The organism is Anoxynatronum buryatiense, assembly GCF_900182905.1.
Taxonomy (GTDB): domain Bacteria; phylum Bacillota; class Clostridia; order Peptostreptococcales; family Tindalliaceae; genus Anoxynatronum; species Anoxynatronum buryatiense.
Window position 1 is genome coordinate 407,357 of record NZ_FXUF01000002.1, and the last position, 19,202, is coordinate 426,558.

The 19,202-nt window shown below is 47.2% G+C and carries 23 protein-coding genes and 1 riboswitch; of the genes, 8 read left to right on the plus strand and 15 right to left on the minus strand.

The window, feature by feature from the left end; translation table 11 throughout:
• Positions 1 to 56: 56 nt before the first annotated feature.
• From QOL74_RS04540 to QOL74_RS04555, 4 genes are read right to left on the minus strand one after another with little or no spacing between them, the layout of a single operon-like run.
• Positions 57 to 596: a 2-oxoacid:ferredoxin oxidoreductase subunit gamma family protein gene (locus QOL74_RS04540; RefSeq protein ID WP_283408253.1), complete on the minus strand. Its 540-nt coding sequence runs from the start codon at positions 594 to 596 to the stop codon at positions 57 to 59.
• Positions 593 to 1,345: a thiamine pyrophosphate-dependent enzyme gene (locus tag QOL74_RS04545; protein WP_283408254.1), complete on the minus strand. Its 753-nt coding sequence runs from the start codon at positions 1,343 to 1,345 to the stop codon at positions 593 to 595. Before QOL74_RS04545 ends, QOL74_RS04540 begins: the two co-directional genes overlap by 4 nt.
• Positions 1,342 to 2,418 (minus strand): 3-methyl-2-oxobutanoate dehydrogenase subunit VorB, encoded by a 1,077-nt coding sequence (vorB, locus tag QOL74_RS04550; RefSeq protein ID WP_283408255.1) that lies wholly within the window; start codon positions 2,416 to 2,418, stop codon positions 1,342 to 1,344. Before vorB ends, QOL74_RS04545 begins: the two co-directional genes overlap by 4 nt.
• A 24-nt stretch (positions 2,419 to 2,442) precedes the next feature.
• Entirely contained in the window at positions 2,443 to 2,646 is a 204-nt protein-coding gene (locus QOL74_RS04555; protein ID WP_283408256.1) for a 4Fe-4S dicluster domain-containing protein, read from the minus strand.
• A gap of 270 nt (positions 2,647 to 2,916) precedes the next feature.
• Here QOL74_RS04555 and QOL74_RS04560 point away from each other — a divergent pair, with 270 nt between their 5' ends.
• Positions 2,917 to 3,810 (plus strand): LysR family transcriptional regulator, encoded by an 894-nt coding sequence (locus QOL74_RS04560; protein ID WP_283408257.1) that lies wholly within the window; start codon positions 2,917 to 2,919, stop codon positions 3,808 to 3,810.
• Between the two features lie 16 nt (positions 3,811 to 3,826).
• Here the strand turns inward: QOL74_RS04560 and QOL74_RS04565 are convergent, their stop codons facing one another.
• The 6 genes from QOL74_RS04565 to QOL74_RS04590 all read right to left on the minus strand — a co-directional run bounded on the left by QOL74_RS04565 (position 3,827) and on the right by QOL74_RS04590 (position 7,754).
• Complete coding sequence (locus QOL74_RS04565) at positions 3,827 to 4,363, minus strand: permease (RefSeq protein WP_283408258.1); 537 nt, start codon at positions 4,361 to 4,363, stop codon at positions 3,827 to 3,829.
• Positions 4,363 to 4,842: a permease gene (locus QOL74_RS04570; RefSeq protein WP_283408259.1), complete on the minus strand. Its 480-nt coding sequence runs from the start codon at positions 4,840 to 4,842 to the stop codon at positions 4,363 to 4,365. Before QOL74_RS04570 ends, QOL74_RS04565 begins: the two co-directional genes overlap by 1 nt.
• A 62-nt stretch (positions 4,843 to 4,904) precedes the next feature.
• On the minus strand, positions 4,905 to 5,243 hold the full coding sequence (locus QOL74_RS04575) for a hypothetical protein (RefSeq protein WP_283408260.1): 339 nt from the start codon (positions 5,241 to 5,243) through the stop codon (positions 4,905 to 4,907).
• Between the two features lie 41 nt (positions 5,244 to 5,284).
• Positions 5,285 to 6,601: a DUF1576 domain-containing protein gene (locus tag QOL74_RS04580; protein WP_283408261.1), complete on the minus strand. Its 1,317-nt coding sequence runs from the start codon at positions 6,599 to 6,601 to the stop codon at positions 5,285 to 5,287.
• Positions 6,602 to 6,733: 132 nt separating this feature from the next.
• A complete protein-coding gene (locus tag QOL74_RS04585; RefSeq protein WP_283408262.1) occupies positions 6,734 to 7,054 on the minus strand; it encodes an AzlD domain-containing protein in 321 nt (106 codons plus the stop codon).
• Positions 7,047 to 7,754, minus strand: coding sequence for an AzlC family ABC transporter permease (locus QOL74_RS04590; protein ID WP_283408263.1), 708 nt, complete (start codon positions 7,752 to 7,754; stop codon positions 7,047 to 7,049). The genes QOL74_RS04585 and QOL74_RS04590 overlap by 8 nt, the downstream gene beginning before the upstream one ends.
• Positions 7,755 to 7,902: 148 nt before the next feature.
• Between QOL74_RS04590 and QOL74_RS04595 the strand changes: the two genes are divergently transcribed.
• Positions 7,903 to 8,898, plus strand: a complete 996-nt coding sequence (locus QOL74_RS04595; RefSeq protein WP_283408264.1) for a zinc-binding dehydrogenase — start codon at positions 7,903 to 7,905, stop codon at positions 8,896 to 8,898.
• A gap of 17 nt (positions 8,899 to 8,915) precedes the next feature.
• Here the strand turns inward: QOL74_RS04595 and sdaAA are convergent, their stop codons facing one another.
• Both sdaAA and sdaAB read right to left on the minus strand, forming a co-directional pair.
• Positions 8,916 to 9,788, minus strand: coding sequence for an L-serine ammonia-lyase, iron-sulfur-dependent, subunit alpha (gene sdaAA / locus QOL74_RS04600; protein WP_283408265.1), 873 nt, complete (start codon positions 9,786 to 9,788; stop codon positions 8,916 to 8,918).
• A gap of 166 nt (positions 9,789 to 9,954) precedes the next feature.
• Positions 9,955 to 10,638 carry an L-serine ammonia-lyase, iron-sulfur-dependent subunit beta gene (gene sdaAB / locus QOL74_RS04605; RefSeq protein WP_283408266.1) on the minus strand — a complete coding sequence of 228 codons (684 nt, stop codon included), beginning with the start codon at positions 10,636 to 10,638 and terminating at the stop codon, positions 9,955 to 9,957.
• Between the two features lie 132 nt (positions 10,639 to 10,770).
• A riboswitch (FMN riboswitch) is annotated at positions 10,771 to 10,886 on the plus strand.
• A 127-nt stretch (positions 10,887 to 11,013) separates the two neighbouring features.
• Here sdaAB and ribD point away from each other — a divergent pair.
• The 4 genes from ribD to ribH are packed head-to-tail and all read left to right on the plus strand — an operon-like array spanning position 11,014 to position 14,523.
• The gene (gene ribD, locus QOL74_RS04610; protein ID WP_283408267.1) at positions 11,014 to 12,120 is read left to right on the plus strand and encodes a bifunctional diaminohydroxyphosphoribosylaminopyrimidine deaminase/5-amino-6-(5-phosphoribosylamino)uracil reductase RibD; all 1,107 of its coding nucleotides are present in this window, start codon (positions 11,014 to 11,016) and stop codon (positions 12,118 to 12,120) included.
• A gap of 5 nt (positions 12,121 to 12,125) precedes the next feature.
• Positions 12,126 to 12,779, plus strand: a complete 654-nt coding sequence (locus QOL74_RS04615) for a riboflavin synthase (RefSeq protein WP_283408268.1) — start codon at positions 12,126 to 12,128, stop codon at positions 12,777 to 12,779.
• 17 nt (positions 12,780 to 12,796) lie between these two features.
• On the plus strand, positions 12,797 to 14,014 hold the full coding sequence (locus tag QOL74_RS04620) for a bifunctional 3,4-dihydroxy-2-butanone-4-phosphate synthase/GTP cyclohydrolase II (protein ID WP_283408269.1): 1,218 nt from the start codon (positions 12,797 to 12,799) through the stop codon (positions 14,012 to 14,014).
• A 41-nt stretch (positions 14,015 to 14,055) separates the two neighbouring features.
• Complete coding sequence (ribH, locus tag QOL74_RS04625) at positions 14,056 to 14,523, plus strand: 6,7-dimethyl-8-ribityllumazine synthase (protein WP_430383853.1); 468 nt, start codon at positions 14,056 to 14,058, stop codon at positions 14,521 to 14,523.
• A 106-nt stretch (positions 14,524 to 14,629) separates the two neighbouring features.
• Here ribH and QOL74_RS04630 read toward each other — a convergent pair whose 3' ends face one another.
• The gene (locus QOL74_RS04630) at positions 14,630 to 14,914 is read right to left on the minus strand and encodes a DUF427 domain-containing protein (RefSeq protein WP_283408271.1); all 285 of its coding nucleotides are present in this window, start codon (positions 14,912 to 14,914) and stop codon (positions 14,630 to 14,632) included.
• Between the two features lie 254 nt (positions 14,915 to 15,168).
• Between QOL74_RS04630 and ndk the strand changes: the two genes are divergently transcribed.
• Entirely contained in the window at positions 15,169 to 15,582 is a 414-nt protein-coding gene (gene ndk / locus QOL74_RS04635) for a nucleoside-diphosphate kinase (protein ID WP_283408272.1), read from the plus strand.
• 37 nt (positions 15,583 to 15,619) lie between these two features.
• Here ndk and QOL74_RS04640 read toward each other — a convergent pair whose 3' ends face one another.
• Positions 15,620 to 16,831, minus strand: a complete 1,212-nt coding sequence (locus tag QOL74_RS04640) for a 6-phosphofructokinase (protein ID WP_283408273.1) — start codon at positions 16,829 to 16,831, stop codon at positions 15,620 to 15,622.
• A 201-nt stretch (positions 16,832 to 17,032) separates the two neighbouring features.
• Here QOL74_RS04640 and QOL74_RS04645 point away from each other — a divergent pair, with 201 nt between their 5' ends.
• Entirely contained in the window at positions 17,033 to 17,941 is a 909-nt protein-coding gene (locus tag QOL74_RS04645) for a DMT family transporter (RefSeq protein WP_283408274.1), read from the plus strand.
• A 50-nt stretch (positions 17,942 to 17,991) separates the two neighbouring features.
• On the opposite strand, the gene QOL74_RS04650 is transcribed toward QOL74_RS04645, so the two are convergent.
• Positions 17,992 to 19,202, minus strand: a 1,211-nt coding sequence (locus tag QOL74_RS04650) for a hypothetical protein (protein ID WP_283408275.1), incomplete at its 5' end; no start/stop codon positions are given.

A 19,202-nucleotide genomic window follows, 5' to 3' on the forward strand; every position in this document is an offset into this window, starting at 1 on the left:
CAGGCTTTTCTTGTTACCATGTTACAGTGTATGTTTTTTAAAATGTCCTTTATATGTTAATTGCTTTCTGTGAAGGCAAGCCCTTTTTTAATGGCAGACATGTTGGCATCCATCAACTGAGGGCGTTTCATCGTCAGTTTTTCCATGGCCTTTTCAATGGTGTCATAATGGACCAAGTTAAGTGAAGGAAGCAGGGCTCCCAGACATACCATGTTTGCAATGGAAGAATTTCCCAGTTCGTTGGCAATTTCAGTGGCAGGTACTTTGATAATGGTAATGTCAGTTCGCTCTTGTTCTGGATTTGCCAGTGAAGCATTTACCACCAGAACACCTCCCGGTTTAATCCGGGATGCAAATTTTTCGTAGGCAGGTTTGTTCAATACGATCGCGGCATCTGCCTGGTCAATGACATGGGAAAATATTTCCCCATCTGCCAAAATTACTGAACAGTTGGCAGTTCCACCCCGCATTTCTGGTCCGTAGGAAGGAATCCAACACAAGTCGAGATCAGCGCTCATACCTGCATAGGCCAGTACTTTCCCCAAAAACATGACGCCCTGACCACCGAAGCCGGCCATGATCACTTTATCCATCATAATTGAGCCACCTCCTCCGTCATTTTCAGCTCGCCAAGTTCGTAGACAGGCATCATATTATCCCGAAGCCACTGAAGGCTGTCAACAGGCGTTAATCCCCAGTTGGTGGGACAAGTTGAAAGTACACTGACCAATGAAAAACCCAGTCCTGCCTGCTGCACCTTAAAGGCTTTTCGAATGGCATTTTTGGTTTTTTGAATATTTTTGGGAGAATCAACTGAAACAGAAGCCACATAAGCAGCACCTGGAATACCGGCGATCACTTTTGGAAAATCCATTGGGAAGCCCATGGTTACAGGATCGCGGCCGAAGGGGCTGGTGCTGGTTTTCATATCCGTCAGGGTGGTGGGAGCCATTTGGCCGCCGGTCATACCATAGATGGCGTTATTAACCATAATTGAAGTGATTTTTTCACCACGTGCAGCCACATGAATGGCATGTTGTGTGCCAATGGCAGCAATGTCACCATCGCCTTGATAAGTGAACACTGTTCGGTGAGGCAGCGCCCGTTTAATGCCGGTACCCACCGCCTGTGCGCGTCCATGCGCCGCACCAACAAAGTCGCAGGAGAAGAAATCCTGGCTAAAGCCGGCACACCCCACCGGTGAAACACCAATGGTATTTTCAATGATATCCAGTTCTTCCAATACTTCGGCAATCAGACGCATAATGGTTCCATGAGTACATCCCGGGCAAAAAGTGAAGGGTACTTCAGTAAGCCCTTTTGTACGTGAAAAGACTTTCTTCATGCCTGCACCTCCCTGGTATCTTTTGCAATCATTTCTTCAACATAGTCGAGAATCTCCGTTTCAGTAGGGAGCATACCGCCCTGACGGTGATATAGATGGACGGGAACCTTGCACTCAACAGCCAGTTTAACATCTTCAATCATCTGGCCGGTATTCAGTTCAACAGTAACGATGCCCTTCACCTTTTCCAAATGCGGTTCAAAAGCTTTTACTGGGAAAGGCCACAGTGTGATTGGGCGGATCAGACCCAGTTTAACACCTTTTTTTCGGGCATTGAGAACGGTGCTTTTACAGATACGACCCGTGGTTCCATAACTCACCAGCAGGTATTCGGCATCTTCAGCGTGAAAAGATTCCCAACGCTGCTCAACTTCTTGAATTGCTTTGTATTTTGCTTCCCAGTAGCGATTATTGGCTTCTCCAATTTCATTGGTTAATGAATAGCTGGCAAGAATGCGTTTTTCTCTGCCTTCACAACCGTCCACTACCCAGGTGCGGTCAAATTCAGGGGATTCTGGTCGTTCCTTCAGTATAACCGGCTCCATGGTTTGGCCAAGATAACCGTCAGTAAGAACCATCACTGGATTACGGTATTGATCTGCCAGATCAAAGGCTTCCATCGTGTAATCATAAAGCTCCTGAGCTTTGGAAGGTGCCAGTACGATGAGCCGGTAATCGCCATGACCGCCGCCCTTGACAGACTGAAAATAGTCAGATTGAGCAGGCCCCAAACCACCCAGACCAGGGCCGCATCGGTTCACATTTACCACAACCATTGGCAGTTCAACAGCAGCACTGAAAGACAGACCTTCCTGCTTCAGACTGATTCCGGGACTTGAAGAGGCGGTCATCACCCGGTTGCCGGTACAGGCTGCACCATAGCACATGTTAATGGCTCCAATTTCATCTTCAGCCTGCAAAACGGTACCACCTTGGGAAGGCAGATTAGCTGACAGGTATTCAATTACCTCTGTGGAGGGTGTGATGGGATACCCGAAAAACAATTTACATCCTGAACGAATGGCTGCCTCGCCAATGATTTCATTTCCTTTTAACAGTACTTTTTCTTCCACGATAGATGCCACTCCCTTCACTGGTTATTTGTAGACATCGATGGCGACATCAGGACAAACTGTCGCACACAGCGCACATCCGATACATTTATCCTGATCGATACAGGTGGCGACAAAGTATCCTTTTTCATTGGTCTGGTCGCTGATGGCCATGATTTTCTTCGGACAAATGTCAACACAGAGACTGCAACTTTTACAGTACTTTTCAATGACCACGGCTTTTGGCAATGTGATCCCTCCTGTTCCTTTTGTAAAATGGAATTACTGTGAATGGAAAACGATGTCATATTCAACGTTTTGTTGAATGATTAAAAAGATTTCAGTTTAAGCATAATCAACTTGAGTGCAATTGTGAAATATCAGAAAAGGATTTCAGTAATCAGTTTTACAGATTAATATTGAGAAATAAAAACGTAAATGTTATTATTAAAGCAACCTTCAGTATATGATGGTGGAAGTTCATGATATTTCGAAGGATTTTTGAAGGAGTGAAACAGAATGGAAATTCGTCAGTTGAAATATTTTGCTGCCGTGGCTGAACACCTAAACTTTACAGAAGCTTCCCGTCATCTTTATGTGGCTCAGTCGGCGGTAAGCCAGCAAGTGGCAGAACTTGAAAATCAACTGGGAGTGAAATTGTTTTGGCGCAACAAGCGTACGGTACGCCTCACCAGCGCCGGTGAAGTTTTGTTGAAGGAAACACAATTTCTCCTTTCAAGAATGGAAGAAGCGGCTGAAAAAACAAAAAGGGCTGATTCAGGGCTTATCGGGCGGCTGCGTATTGGGTTTTTGGGGTATACCGAGCGATTTATACTGCCTTCGCTGGTACGGCGCTTTCGCCATAAATACCCCCACATTGATCTGGAGCTGGAACAATATCATCATGGAGATCTGATTGAGCGACTTAACAATGAAGAGTTGGATATCGGATTCACTTTTTCCTTCGGCGTTGAATCCATTGGCAGTTTGAATCGAATCTGTGTGCATCACGAGACGATGTCGGTGGTTCTTCATGAAGATCACCCTGCTGCACAAGAAGAAATCATTAATTTGGCAGATTTAGCGACGGAACCCTTTGTTGTACTGAACCGGCGGGAATCACCACAGGGCTATCACCAGACATTGCAGATCTGTTCAACATATGGCTTTTCTCCAAACATTGTTCATGAGCCACGGTTGTTGCAAACCGTACTGATGTTGGTGGATGCAGGTATGGGCATTGCGGTGTTGCCCACAAGCGCAAAATTGCAAGCCTCCAAGAGTCTGCGTTTCATACAGTTGGATGAACATCAGGGATCTCACGAACTGGTTGTAACCTGGAAAAAAAACACTGCCAACCCTTCCATAAATTTATTTCTGGAAGAATTGGCAGTGGAGAAGCCGGTGGAATAAATGGCTGGACACACATTTACCTGGCAAGGTGCTCTGCGTTTAGGTATAGGCGCTGGCGCTCATCATCAGAGATGAGAAAGTCAACTAACCAGGCGATGAATAAGATGCCTGGTATGTTCACCAACAACCGGGCAAGCATGAAGGGAACTCCCATAGAGGTCATTTCAAAAAGGAGCAGTGGAATCTTGGTGGTGGACCAGGCGCCTAAAAAAATCAAAATATTACGGTAGCTGGTCCCTTTTTTCATCAGGACTGCAGCTATGGGAAAAGCGCCATAAAGGGGACCGGCAGCGGCTGAGCCAAGAAAAAAGGCCAGCAGAACACCCTTGACACCTGAACCGGTTCCCATAAAACGCACCATGGTTTCCCGGGGCACCCAGACATCAAGCAGACCCAGTAAAATGAAAATGGGCGGTACAATCATAAGCATCTCTTTCACGCTGAAAGCGGTTACCTGAAGTGCTGTTATGCCTTGTGGGGTATCGAAAAAAAACAGCGTCATTAAGACTGCCAATGAAAAGACAGCAAAGCGATACTTTTTCAACAGTGCCATCAGGATACCACCCTTCCAATGACCATTGCTACCACAAACGAAAAGAGGAAGGCCAGTAGGTTGCGCAGCAAAGTTGATTTTTTCCCAAAGTAAGTGACTTCCACGGGAATGGTAATGATGCCGACCATCATCAGGGAAGAAATAAATGCGGCAATTTGCATGAGCCCGGCACCGCCTTCAAGGAGCAATGCAGCTGTCGGAAAAGCGACAAATCCGGGAATCAAGGTAACAGCACCCACAACAGAGGCCAACACCACCCCCGACCAGCCTGATTGATCACCCAGAAGTTGACCAATGGTCAGTGGGTTCATGACGGCCATCATGACACCCACCAGTAAAATAACACCAATAAACTGGGGGAGAATATTTTCGAAGGAACGCCAGGCTTTTTTAAGTGCCAGACGAGTCTTGTCCGGGTTTTTGCCGTAAGAAATGATCAGGATCAAAAAAGTGAAGAGATAAAGAAGGAGCTGTTGCATTATTAATGCCTCACTTTCAACTGGCACCTGCCACATAGCAGATGCCAGTTTATCAAGTCAGATTAATTTTTTCGAAAAACAGTAATGGATAATTTTTGCAGGTTGTAGGAGACATCAGCACAGTCTACCAGTGACCCCAAAAGATTCAGTTCCTGGCGTGTGTCATTACCGCCCAACAAGCCCCAATAATATTCCTCCAACTCAGGCTGACGGGGAGTATTTAGCAGCTCATTCAATTGATCCAAATCTGCCGGACGGCTGAGACAGGTGCCTTCAAGCATTATTTTGCATTCGGTTTCGCCATAATGCAAGTCCATTTGCACATCATTGATATTGTTGCGAAAAAAGTAACCGATGAGTTCTTCAAGCATTTTAATGGCTTTCATGCGTTCGCTGGTCAAAGAGCAGTCCTCCTTTTCATGTTTACATGGTAGGGGTAAGTTTAAGAAGATTTTTTTAATGCATCAAAAATGGGCACAAGCACTGCAGCTACAAAGCCGCCAGAAAACCCATTGTTGTATAAGTTCATACCACCGTGTAAGTAGCCCACATTCATCACCATGGACATGTGAAAGAAGCCAGCAATAATACCATAGCCCCAACCGTAGTAACCGGCAATGGGGGCGAGGGTGGTGCCAAAGAGAGCTGCCAGCAGCGCACCTGTGGCATTTACCTCCCATACTTGTACCAGCGAAGCCAGGTAGACGCCTGCCAAAACGGGCAATATGTTTTTGACATGCTTACCAAAAGCACCAAATCCAACGATGGTGAAAATGCCACCAATGGTGGGCCCATTCAGTTGTCCCCCCACTAAAAGGACATAGCCGGTGGAAATATACCCCAGCAGAGCCATGTTCATCATGGAAGCTCCAAAGCCGTTGGAAGTAACAAAATCGGAAACCAAACGGCCAGACTGTCGCCAGATACGTGTCAGGCCGGGCATGACACGCCGGCTGAAGTAAAACCCGGTAATCAGCATACCTGTAAAGAAAACGAACAGATAAGTGCCCAGTAAACGATTATATCCTTCTGCAACAATAAGCGTTGATGGATTCTGAAAATCAAAAGCCCTCAACATGGCCATAAAAAACATACCGGTAACACCTGCAGTGAAACCGATGTTATAAAGGTTGAAGCCTTGGTGAAACTTGACGAAGTGATTGGCCAGGGGAGGAAGGCAGAAGCCTGCGATAATTCCGGCCAGAATACCTGCTGGAAAAGCAAGTGCAGGAGAGAGACCAAGCCCAAAGGTAATTTGGCTGATCAAAGGCCCCAGGGCTGTACCGAAGAAAGCAATCAGGATAAACTTGCTGAATTTCTCCTGTTGATAACGGGCGTGAAGCAGAACGCCCACCATGATCGCCCACACATTATAGATGTTCTTACCAAAGAGAGCAAATCCGGCGATGGTAAAGACAGCAGCCATAACGGGCCCATTCATATTGACTTCGTTGCGGCGGGCAATGGCAATGGCAGCCAGCATCAATAGACCACTGTTGAAAAATGCTGCGCCAACATTCCCCACAATCAGGTAATCGGTGACAAGAATGCTGGGAGCGACCACAATACGAGTCATACCTGCCAAAATCTCCGAGGGTGTATTAAAGAAGATAGATGATAGCACTAAGATACAGGCTATTACAGTCACAATTCGGTACTTCACTGTTTCGTCAACAACCACAAAACCCTTTCGCTCTTGGATTTCTTCTTCTGATTTGGGTAGCTGAGCGTTTCGAGTAAGTTCAGCGGATTTCTCCAAATGATAACCTCCTGACAAATGATTCACAAGTATTCAAAACACGGTCATAGTATAACAGCTATGTAAAAGGATTAAAAGAGAAATCGATGAAATTCTCTTTCTTTTTTACAAAATGAGGGTGCGGGCGTCAACTTACATATATGTGAGCAGCCAGAAGATGCCAAGACCCACCAGAGTGGTTGCCAGCAGATTTTTTGTTTTCCAGGCAACTGCCAATGCCAGCAAACCGGCCACCAGCCGATGATTTCCAATAGAAAGAACGGGTGCCCCGTTCTGGATGACCAATGCCGGGAAGATCAGGGCTGAAAGGACAGCAGCGGGAACAAATCGCATGGAACGGTGAATCCATTGAGGCAGAGTCATTCGGCCATATAGAAAGATAAATGAAAAACGAAGCAGGAAGGTTCCCAATGCAATGGCAGAGAGCAAAGGCAGCAAGGCAGAATTAGTCATGATGAGCTGCCTCCTCTACTTTGGGTTTCCCGAAATGTTCTGCCAGTGCGCCGGCAGCAATTCCAGAAATGGCAGCCAGTACCAGACCGCCGTTCATGGGAATGGGTGCAGCAACCACTGCCACGACTCCCCCGGTAACAACAGCGATAACAACAGGTATATCATTGACGGATTTCATGAGTACAGCAATGAAGGTGAGGGGAATGGCGAAATCCAAGCCAAGATGTGAGGGAATCACTGCACCCAGCAGAATTCCTGCAATCGTGAAGGTCTGCCACACGGCCCACATAATGAGAGAAGCCCCCAGATAGAACCATCGTGGGTTTTCGTCAGGGTCATTGATAAAGTGAGCCAGCGACATGGCATAGCTTTGGTCGGTCATCAGATGAGACAGCAGCACTTTCCACCCAAAAGGTTCTTTTTTAAAATAAGGGGCGATGGACAAGCTGTAAATCATAAAACGAAAGTTGATGATGATGGCTGTGTAAAGAATCACCAGCGATGAAGCACCGGTATGAATTAACTGCAATACTGCCAGTTGTGCAGCTCCTGCAAAAATGAACAATGACATAAACATGGTCATGCCGGGAGAAACACCGGTGTTGATCGCTGTAATGCCTGTGATCATGGCAAAGGGGATGATGCCCAGCAACACTGGTAACATCGTTTGTGCTCCCCGCAGCATACTTGATGATTTCATGTGAACAGATCCTTTCGGTCAATTTCAATTTTGATTTCGATTTCATTTCAATAAACAATGGTTTTGTTCTGTGTTTAAGAGGGAATGTATATAAAGATAAGAATGCAGACCATGCTGCTATGACAGTTAACAAAAGGAGTTGAATAAAATGAAAGCAATGATCATTCGTGAATTTGGCGGTCCTGAAAAATTTCATATGGCAGACATCGCCGAACCCAAACCAAAAGCAAATCAGGTACTTGTTCGGGTCAAAACATCTTCGGTAAATCCCATCGACATGAAAATTCGCAGTGGGCTGGTTCCTGCTGCAGCACCGCCTTTTCCAGCCGTATTAAACGTGGATGTGGCAGGTGTCGTGGTTGAAGTGGGGGCGGCAGTGGATGGATTTTCGCCAGGTGACCGAGTGGTCGCCCTTGGTGGCGGCGTGAAAGGTCATCAAGGAGCTTTGGCTGAATATACATGCATCGACGCGCCGTTGTTGGCAAAAATACCTGATGAAGTATCTGATACCGCAGCGGCAGCAATGCCGGTGGCGGGTTTAACTGCCTGGGAAGCCCTTGTGAACCGGGGGCAGGTAAAGGCTGATGATCTGGTACTGATTCACGGCGGTGCCGGCGGAGTGGGGCACATGGCGGTACAGCTGGCCGCTGCTCTGGGGACAGAAGTGGCCACCACTGTTTCTGGCGACGAGAAAGCGGCATTGGCGAAAAAACTGGGTGCCCGTCATGTGATTGATTATCGAAAAGAACCGGTTGAAGCTTATGTGCAGGCTTACACCAATGAGAGAGGTTTTAGGTTTGTGCTGGACACTGTGGGTGGTGAAAATCTGGACCGCTCTTTCCAGGCTGCGGCTTTAAAAGGAATTGTGGTGGCAACCAATACCCGGTCTACTCATGATCTGGCCCTTATGCACGGAAAGGGACTGACGCTCCATGTGGTGTTTTTGCTGGTTCCCCTATTGTTCGGGCTTGAGAAAGAACGAGTGGGCTCAGATCTGAAAAAACTGCTGGCAATGACAGCAGAAGGACGGCTGTCACCGGTGCTTCATCAGCAGTCATTTGGATTCAGTGAAATCAAAGGGGCTCATGAGTTGCTGGAACAGGGAGATTACCTTGGAAAAATAAGCTTGGTAAACGATTTGTAGGGAATGGCTACGCAGCCTTACCTGTCAGCCAGCTGTTTTTTCAGCCGACAGGCGGTAGGTGTAACTGCAATACCACCTCTGGCTGTTTCTCGCAATGTTTCTGGCAGGCTGCGGCCAACTTCTCCCATGGCCGCAACCACTTCATCAAATGGAATAATGCTGGTGATGCCAGCCAGCGCCATTTCAGCACTGATCAGGGCATTGGCAGCACCCAGGCCGTTTCTTTTCTGACAGGGAGACTCCACAAGACCAGCCACGGGATCACATACCTGGCCCATCACATTTTTCAATGCAATGGCTGCAGCATGCAAGCTTGTTTCCGGGGTGGCACCCATCAGTTCACAGATGGCAGAGGCGGTCATGGCAGCGGCAGAACCCGTTTCAGCCTGACAGCCGCCTTCTGCACCTGAGACGGTGGCATTGTGAAAAATAATGGTACCAATGGCAGCAGCATTGAAAAGGCCACTGACCACCTGGTCATCACTCCATTCAAAGGTTTCCTGCAATGCCTTTAAGGTACCGGGCAGAATGCCACAGGAACCGCCTGTGGGTGCAGCCACCACAATTCCCATGGAGGCATTGACTTCCAAGAGTCCCATGGCATATGCCACAGCTTTCCCAGTTACCTGTCCGCAAAGGGAAGTGTTGTTATGGACCCGGTGCATCAACTTGATGCCTTCGCCTCCAATTAGACCACCCATTGAGGTGCGCGGTTTTTCAAGGGAAAGTTGAATTCCCTGCTGCATTACCTGCCATTGGTCGTGCATACGCTGCCGAATGGCAACTTCTGGTGTTGAGAACAAATCGGCTTCCTGATGAATCATGACTTGTGAGATAGAGCAACGTCTTTGGCTGCAGGTTTGCAGCAATTGTTCGCCGAGATAAAACATGAAAATTCCTCCTTGAAGAAACACAGGCATGCTGCCTTTCGAATGGTTGAGATAAAGAAATGTTCATGATGGTAAAAGACTGATTCTGAATGACAATCTTGCTTGATTGTTTATCCCTTTTCTGACTAAGCAATGACCGGCGGGGGAGGTTCACCTAAGATGATCATCAGCCAGAGCTGGTCTCAAAAGAGATGAGAAATACATCTGAAATGGCAGCATGTGCAGCAATAGAGGCAATCAACTCCGGTGGAACCGGCTCGTCTGTTTCCAAAATGGTGTAGGCAGCATCTCCTTTTTCATGGCGATACATGCGAATGGTTCCAATATTAATGGAAGAACCTGCCAGCAGGCTGGTAATATGAGCAGCCACACCGGGGCGATCCAATTGCTGAACAATAAGGGTGGGATATTCTCCCGTGAAAGAAACTTCAATACCATTGATGCGGGTGATGATGACTTCACCGCCGCCAATGGAGGCCCCTTCAAGCGACAAACGACGTCCAGAAGCTCCCTGGGCAGTCATCGAAACCGTATTGGGATGCATGGAGGGTGTCAGTGGAGCTGTTTCAAAGGAATAGACAATTTTTTTTTCAGAGGCAATGGCAAGCGCGCGGGGAATATCCGGGTGATCAGTGGGATACCCCATGATCCCAGCCACCAGAGCCCGGTCAGTTCCGTGACCTTTGTACGTGTCTGAAAATGAACCGTGAAGTAAAAAATCAACCTGAACCACAGGCTCTTTCAGAATACGGCAGGCGATGAGGGCGATGCGCAGTGCGCCTGCCGTATGAGAACTGGAAGGACCCGCCATCACTGGTCCAATGATATCAAATGCACTTAGTTTTTTCATAGTTGTTCACTCCTTACCACCACTATTATACCGTTTTTTTGTTTAAAGAGAAGTATCTTTCACTAAATGATACAAAGTTAACGAAAGTGACAACTTAATGGTTGACAATTCATCTGAATGTGCTATCATGAAACCAAACTTCAGGGACAGGTGAAATTCCGTACCGGCGGTGAAAGCCCGCGAGCCGAAAGGTTGATCTGGTGAGATTCCAGAGCCGACAGTTAAAGTCTGGATGGGAGAAGCATGATATGACGGTGGCGGTTGTTGCTGCTGTTTGTGGGGGGTTAATTGTCACCCCTGTGAAAATCCCGTTCCTGAAGCGAAAGAGAGCTTCAGGATTTTTTATTTTCCTGACAGAGAACAGGAGTGAAATGGATGCATGGAGAACATGAAGTATGGATGAAACGAGCCCTGGAACTGGCAGAGGAAGGATGGGGAACTACCAGCCCTAACCCTCTGGTGGGAGCGGTGCTGGTAAAAAATGGAAAACTGATTGGGCAGGGACGCCATCTTCGTGCGGGCGGTCCCCATGCAGAAGTGGAGGCTCTGCAGCAGGCAGGCGTGGCAGCGTCAGGAGCCGATTTATATGTGACGCTGGAACCATGCAGTCACTTCGGAAAAACACCTCCCTGTGCCGAAGCTCTCATCAGGGCTGGTATACGGCGGGCATATGTTGCCATACAAGACCCCAACCCATTGGTGGCCGGAAATGGCATACGCATGCTTCGGGAAGCCGGCATTGAAGTGGTGGAAGGGATACTGGAACATGAGGCTCGGGAGCTGAATGATATTTTCATTCATTATATCACCCACCGAACTCCCTATGTTATTTACAAAACGGCCATGAGTCTTGATGGAAAAACTGCAGCCAATACAGGACATTCTCAATGGGTTACCGGCGAAGCAGCCAGGCGGTCTGTTCATTGGATGCGCCAGCGGGTAGGTGCCATTATGGTGGGAATCAGCACGGTGTTGAAGGATGACCCCCAGTTGACGGTGCGCGGTTTGCCAATGCCCCCAGTACACCCTCTGCGGATTGTTGCTGACAGCCAGGGGCGCATTCCTCTCACCTGTCAACTGGTTAATCGAGTTGGAGATGCACCGACAATGGTGGCTACCACAGAAAGAATGGATCAGGAAACTGAAATTAAGCTTCGCAAAAAGGGCGTTCAGGTGTTAAGAACACATTCTGTTCATGGACAGGTTAATTTAAAAGAGTTGCTTGAAGAACTGGGAAAGAGAAACATTGACAGCCTTTTGCTGGAAGGGGGCAGTACTCTGGCTGCAGCCGCTTTGGAACAACAACTGGTGAATAAAATCATGTTTTATCTTGCTCCAAAGCTGATTGGAGGCAGTCTCGCCCCTGGCGTTTTGGCGGGGAAAGGAATTGACTGGATGGATGATTGCACATGGGTGGATGATATGAAGGCTCATCCCATCGGCGAAGACATTCTCATCACCGGAACCATTCGAAAGAGGTGAAAAAAATGTTCACAGGAATTATTGAAGAAATTGGGGTCATTGAAAGTATCCATCACCAGGGTGGTCAGGCGATGCAGCTGGTGATCCATAGTCGGCAGGTGTTGGAAGATGTGCGACTGGGCGACAGTATTGCCGTGAACGGTATCTGCCTGACAGTGACCCGTTTCACACCTCAATCATTTCAGGCAGATGTGATGCCGGAAACATTTCGCAGTACCAGCCTGGCTGGCTTAAAAACAGGGTCACGGGTAAACCTGGAACGTGCGTTGCCGGCCAACGGAAGATTTGGGGGGCACATTGTATCAGGACATATTGACGGCGCAGGAACTCTGATTCGAAAAAGTAGGGAAGCCAATGCTCTTTGGCTTGAAATTCAAGCAACTGAAGCGATTATGAAGTACATTGTTTTAAAAGGATCTGTCGCGTTGGATGGTACCAGTCTGACTGTTTCGAAAATGTGGGATGAGCGATTTGCAGTCTCAATCATACCGCATACAGCTGAGATGACAATCCTGGCAGAAAAACAGACTGGTGACAGGGTAAACATTGAGTGTGATGTGTTGGCGAAATATGTGGAAAAGCTCATGAATGGTAGCGGGCAGGCAGCGGATGAAACCGGCAAGATCACAGCTGGCTGGCTGCAAGAACATGGATACTGATGATGGGAGTGAAAGAAATGAAAGACATTAAGTTCAATACCATTGACAAGGCACTGGAAGAAATCAGAGCTGGGCGCATGATCATAGTGGTAGATGATGAAGACAGGGAAAATGAAGGTGACCTGCTGATGGCAGCAGAGAAAGCAACTCCAGACGCCGTCAACTTCATGGCACGGTTTGGGCGGGGATTGATTTGCGCACCCATTACAGAAGAACGGGCGCATCAACTAAAACTCTCACCCATGACCATGCGGAGTACAGATAATCGGGAAACGGCATTTACAGTGTCGGTTGATGTGCAGGGAGTCACCACAGGCATTTCTGCTTACGAGCGTGCCCAGACAATTCAGGCGTTGGTTGATGGAGCAACGACCGCCGATCAACTCATTCAGCCAGGGCACGTATTTCCGCTAGTGGCCCGTCCGGGTGGCGTGTTAAGCCGAATGGGACACATAGAGGCGGCAGTTGATCTTTCTGAAATGGCAGGGATGGTGCCGGCTGGTGTGATTTGCGAAATTATGAACGACGATGGTACCATGGCTCGCGTTCCTGAATTAATGAAATTTGCATCAGAACATCAGCTGGTCATCATCACCATCGCAGACCTTGTGAAATACAGACGCCGCTCAGAAAAACTCATTACCCGGGCAGCGACAGCCAAAATGCCAACAGAGCATGGTGATTTTACGCTTGTTGCCTATGAAAACCAGTTAAATGGAGAGCATCATGTCGCATTGGTGCTGGGAGAGATCTCACCTGACGAGCCGGTACTGGTGAGGGTACACTCCGAGTGCCTTACAGGGGATTCGTTTGGGTCAAAACGTTGCGATTGTGGCAAACAACTGGCAGCTGCGTTGGAAAGGATCAACCATGAGGGCAAAGGCATACTGCTTTATATGCGACAGGAAGGGAGAGGTATTGGACTGGTGAACAAAATTCGTGCCTATGCACTTCAAGATCAGGGCAAAGATACGGTGGAAGCAAATCTACTGTTGGGATTTCCGGCAGATATGAGGGATTACGGCATTGGGGCTCAGATATTGAAGGATTTAGGAGCTCAGAAAATTAGACTGATGACCAACAATCCCAAAAAGATGGTGGGACTGCAGGGGTATGATCTGGAAATTGTGGAAAGAGTGTCGTTGGAAATGCCCTACGAGGCAGAAAATGAACGTTATATGAAAACCAAGCAGGAAAAAATGGGCCATATGCTGGAACATCTATTCCACCAGTAAATTAATCAGCATTATAAAAAATGTAGCAGGAGGAATCAATGATGAAAACTTACGAAGGAAAATTATTGGCACAGGGATTGCGATTTGGTATTGTGGCAGGCAGATTCAACGAATTTATTGGAAGTAAACTGCTGTCGGGCGCGCTGGACGCGCTTCAGAGACATGGCGCCGAAGAGGGAGATATTCATGTGGCCTGGGTGCCCGGAGCATACGAAATCCCCCTTGCAGCTCAAAAAATGGCAGCTTCTGGCAAGTATGATGCCGTCATTACACTGGGAGCCATCATTCGTGGTTCCACCCCTCATTTTGACTATGTTGCGTCTGAAACAGCTAAAGGAGTGGCTAAAGTATCGTTGGACCTTGGCATGCCGGTGATCTTCGGTGTGCTAACTACAGACACGATTGAACAAGCCATTGAACGGGCGGGAACTAAAGCCGGCAACAAAGGATGGGATGCCGCCACCTCAGCGATTGAAATGGCAAATCTAATGAAATCCATGGATGCATAGACATGGAAGAACAGCCAAATGTCTGAAAACCAATGTAAAACCCTGGTTCTGCTTAAGAACCAGGGTTTTGCAATTGGACGCTCATCAATGTTAATTTGCGAAATAACTAATCCGGCAATACCTCCACTTCTTTCCAGAAAGCAATATGACTGCGGATATGAGTTGCTTTTTCTTTGGGATAGGGGTAATACCATGCTGCATTGCTGCATCTTTGTCCCCTGACCTCCACATGGTAGTAGCCGGCCTCACCTTTCCAGGGGCATATACTCTTAAAGTCACTGGGTTCGAGATAGTGCATGTGAACATCCTGTTCGGGGAAATAATGATTCCCTTCAACCACCAGGGTACGGTTGCTCTGGGCAATCATCACTCCTTGATACATAGCTTTCATTTCTAAAACCTCCCTGCCGCTTCAAAAAACACGTCTGCCACGTTCAACTCATACCCGTTATTTGCCATATGCAGACAAAATGAAGGGGGACTACAGCATTAATCATTGATTTGTGACAGAAAATTCTTTAGAATGTCATCAAGGATTAGTAAAATCTGACATGTTGCAGTAACGAATGATGTCATACAATATGACGATACGACGATGTGGATGGCGGGACGGCGATGCTGCAATCACAAAAAGGAGCGATGACATTGAATCAGACGTTGGTGGTCATTAAGCCCCAGGCAGTGGCAAGGGGTCTCAGTGGAAAAATCATGGCACGTTACGAAGAAAAAGGTCTAAAGCTGGCAGCGGTGAAATTGATGCAGGCGGAAAGGGATCTGCTGGCGCAACATTATGCTGAACATGCAGGCAAATCATTTTACGACAATTTACTGGAAACAATGGGAAGTGGACCCGTGTTGGCCATGGTGCTGGAAGGTACCGATGCTGTGACGGCGGTCCGAATGCTCAATGGTGCCACAGACCCTCTCAAGGCGTCTCCGGGAACCATAAGGGGTGATTTCGGCCTCGAAATGGCCCACAATGTGGTACATGCCTCCGACAGTATTCAGAGCTCCCAGCGAGAGATTTCTCTTTGGTTCCCGGAACTGGCTGTCAAATAGGTGGCGGGTGGATGTTGAAATGGTGATTTCAGAACGGCTATCGCCGAACTATTCTGGGGATTTCCGGTGCCCGAAGATGAGCAATGGAAGGCAGTGAACCCACCAGGGGGCGAGCATAATTTTTAAAAGCATCTGTCACATAATTGCCTTTACTGTTGATGAACTCAGGGGGCATGCTTTTTGTGTGACGGGCCACCTGGTCCAAAGGTGTCAGGCGATAATCCACTGAATAATCACCGGTACGGTGAATGGTAACTGAACCGTCTGCATCATACCAAATAGCAAACTGAGCTGCTTTTTCCCCAACTTCCCGGGCTTCATTCTGATCAACACTTGAGACGGCCAGGGGAAAAGAACGTTGTAAATATCCAAAAGTATCGGAGCGTACCCGTTTGACACCCAGCTTTTTCTTCACGAAATTAGCTAACAGGTCGCCTAAAGCGCCGCCAGACAGATTCAAATTGCCATGGGCATCTTTTTCCACTGTTGGCGTCAGCGTGGCTGCTACGGGAGTGCCGCTCTCATCTGATATTCCTTCAGAAACAGCAACAACGCAGCGACCATGCTTGTCATAAACCGCTGCGACATCGATCAGGAACTGTTCAAGAGAAAAGACACGCTCAGGCAGGTAAATCAAGTGGGGGCCGTCGTCATGGTATTTTTGTGCCAAAGATGCTGCTGCTGTCAGGAAACCTGCAGTACGTCCCATAACCACTCCGATGTAGACGCCGGGAAGCGAACGGTTATCAAGATCGGCACCGGTGAAGGCCTGGGCCACGAATTTGGCTGCCGAACCATATCCAGGGGTGTGATCATTTACCAGCAGATCATTGTCAATGGTTTTGGGAATATGGATAGCCCGAAACTCATAATCGGACTTTTCTGCATAGGCATTGACAATTCGAACCGTATCTGCCGAGTCATTACCGCCAATATAGAAGAAATATCGAATTTCGTGGGCCTGAAGCATTTCGAAAATGGCGAGACAATACTTTTCGTCGGGTTTATCTCGGGTTGACCGGAGTGCAGAAGAAGGTGTCACGGCAATTTGTTCCAAGTTATGCGTGGTTTCTTGAGTTAAATCAATGAAGTTTTCGTTAATAATACCGTTCACGCCGTTAATGGCTCCGTATACCTTAGTTACCTGGGGAAATTTGCGGGATTCCAGAACAGCCCCCACCAGTGACTGATTAATGACTGCAGTAGGACCTCCACCCTGGGCCACCAAAACCTTTCCTGTCAACTTCATTTTCTGCACCTCCATTTTTTTTGGTTCTCAGTGTACCATTACCCATATTATGAGAAAAATCTACAAATGAAAAACCGCCCTAGAACATGAATGAACGTGGTAGTCCAAAACAGGTCCGAGAGAAGCAAGAGAATGCAATTTTCGATATTTTATGGTATGATGGCGAATGGATTGTGAATAGACTGAAGAGGGGACGATTACGTGAGTCAGCGACATCAATGGCTGCCTTATCTGGCAGGACTAAGTTTTTCCATTATTTTCGGTTTATCGTTTATGTTTACAAAAGAAGGGTTAACGGTTATTCAACCTTTCCATCTGTTAGCCTTTCGATTTGGTGTGGCCGTTCTGTTCATGACCCTGTTACGAATGCTTGGACTTCTAAAAATGGATTTTCGCGGCAAAAACATTAAAGTGCTATTGTTTCTATCCCTTTTTCAGCCGGTGATTTACTTTGTCTGTGAAATTATAGGAATAAGCAAAACCACTGCTTCGGAGGCGGGAATGATGATTGCCCTGATTCCGGTTGTTGTCGCCATACTATCCACTCTCTTTCTGAATGAGCCACCAACCCGGCTGCAGTCACTATTTATTGGAGCTTCGGTTGTGGGCGTGTTTTTCATCATGTATATGACTGGCAATGTAGCCATTGGCGATAATTTGGAAGGGATGTTTATTTTGTTGGGAGCGGTATTGGCAGCAGGTGTTTTCAACATCATGTCCCGCAAACTATCGCTGCATTTTTCATCGGTGGAAATAACTTACGGGATGATGTGTATGGGGCTAATCAGCTTCGGAGGTGTGTCTCTGATTCAACACATCATTGCGGGCAATCTGGGAGCATTCTTTCAACCACTGAGTCATTCCCAGGCATTGGTGAGCATTTTTTACCTGGGTTTAGTTTCATCGGTGGTAGGCTTCTTTATGATGAACTACATGCTGTCAAAAGTGGAAGCCTCCAGATCGGCAGTGTTTGCAAATTTGGTAACCATCGTTTCGATTATTGCCGGGGTAGCCATATTGGGCGATCCATTTTACTGGTACCACCTGGTGGGTGGTGGATTGATCATAATCGGCGTTTGGGGAACCAATCATTTTCGTCGTGCAATGTGATGTATCACCTGATCGAAGACAAATGGCACATTTGTGAACACAAAGCATGGTTACTCTATATAAGCCGGATCAAAATCAGGATCCGGTTTTTTTAGTATTTCCAATAAAAGAGAGACATTTTTGTAGCCGGGCGACTGCCGTTGGATTAAAAGTAACTGTTGTTGTGTTGATTCTATCTCTCCCAGTTGCCAGTGAAGAAGGGAAAGATAATAGGCGGCATCCAGCGCGGGCAATGCTTTGGGTGATTGCTGGTTTAAAACGCTCTCGAAATGGAGTCTGGCCTCATCAAAACGTTGCAGTTTGAATGACAATCGGCCAAGGTAGTAAGATTTCCATGCACCGGCATCCGGCCTGGCCTCCTCTGATTCAGAAAGGTGTTGGGCTACTGACATAGCGGTGCTGGCCTGATTTTTTTCCAGTGACAGCAGAAGATAGTTTTCCATGGATGACCAGTAAACAGGATTATTCCATTCCGATGAAGGAGTTGAAGTGAAATATCGATGATACGCATCATAAGCGGCAGCAGGATTTTCCTGCTCCAAATGACAGCTGGCAATGACCATCAAAAGAAAAGGTGGCGCCTTGGGATACTCCATAACGCGGTTTAAAGCTTCAATACATTCCGAATGTTGTTTTCTGCGAAGCGCCTGAATAGCTTCTCGGTAGGCAACTGAAGGTGCGTCGGTTTTTTTGCGCCACTGTCTCCGAATGATAAGTAAAAGTGCTCCGGCAAAAAATGCAAGCGGGATGCGAAAGCTAAAAAAGATCAGCAAAATTCCAAGTACACCCAGAGAAGCTTGTAGGGGATACAAAGGACTGCGCAGTTCGTGGGGTGCATCAGAAGTGATAAACTGACTGATCAATGAATTGCTGATGACCTCTACCCCTTTGTTTCGGTTACCACGCTTTTGAGAACGAGATGTATTCGATGACGGCTTTTTTGCGGATGATTTACTCATTATGATACTCCCTTCAAAGTGTCCGTTGATGCATTCATTATAAATAGAAGCCATCAGAAAATCAATAAAAGGTCCAAACTCCTTGATGATTGCCATTGAAGTGGCTGTTTGCAGGTAAATTGAAGCGTATGTGCTTTTGTCGGGAAGCGAAAGTGTATCGATACGATGCATAGGAATTATCACTATAATCTTTACACTCAAGCATTTATCTTGAGTTTGACAGAAAAATGCATAAAAAAAGCCCTGAAACCCTTCAATAACAAAGGATTTGGGGCTTTTCTTTTTTTCGGCCGGATGTACGA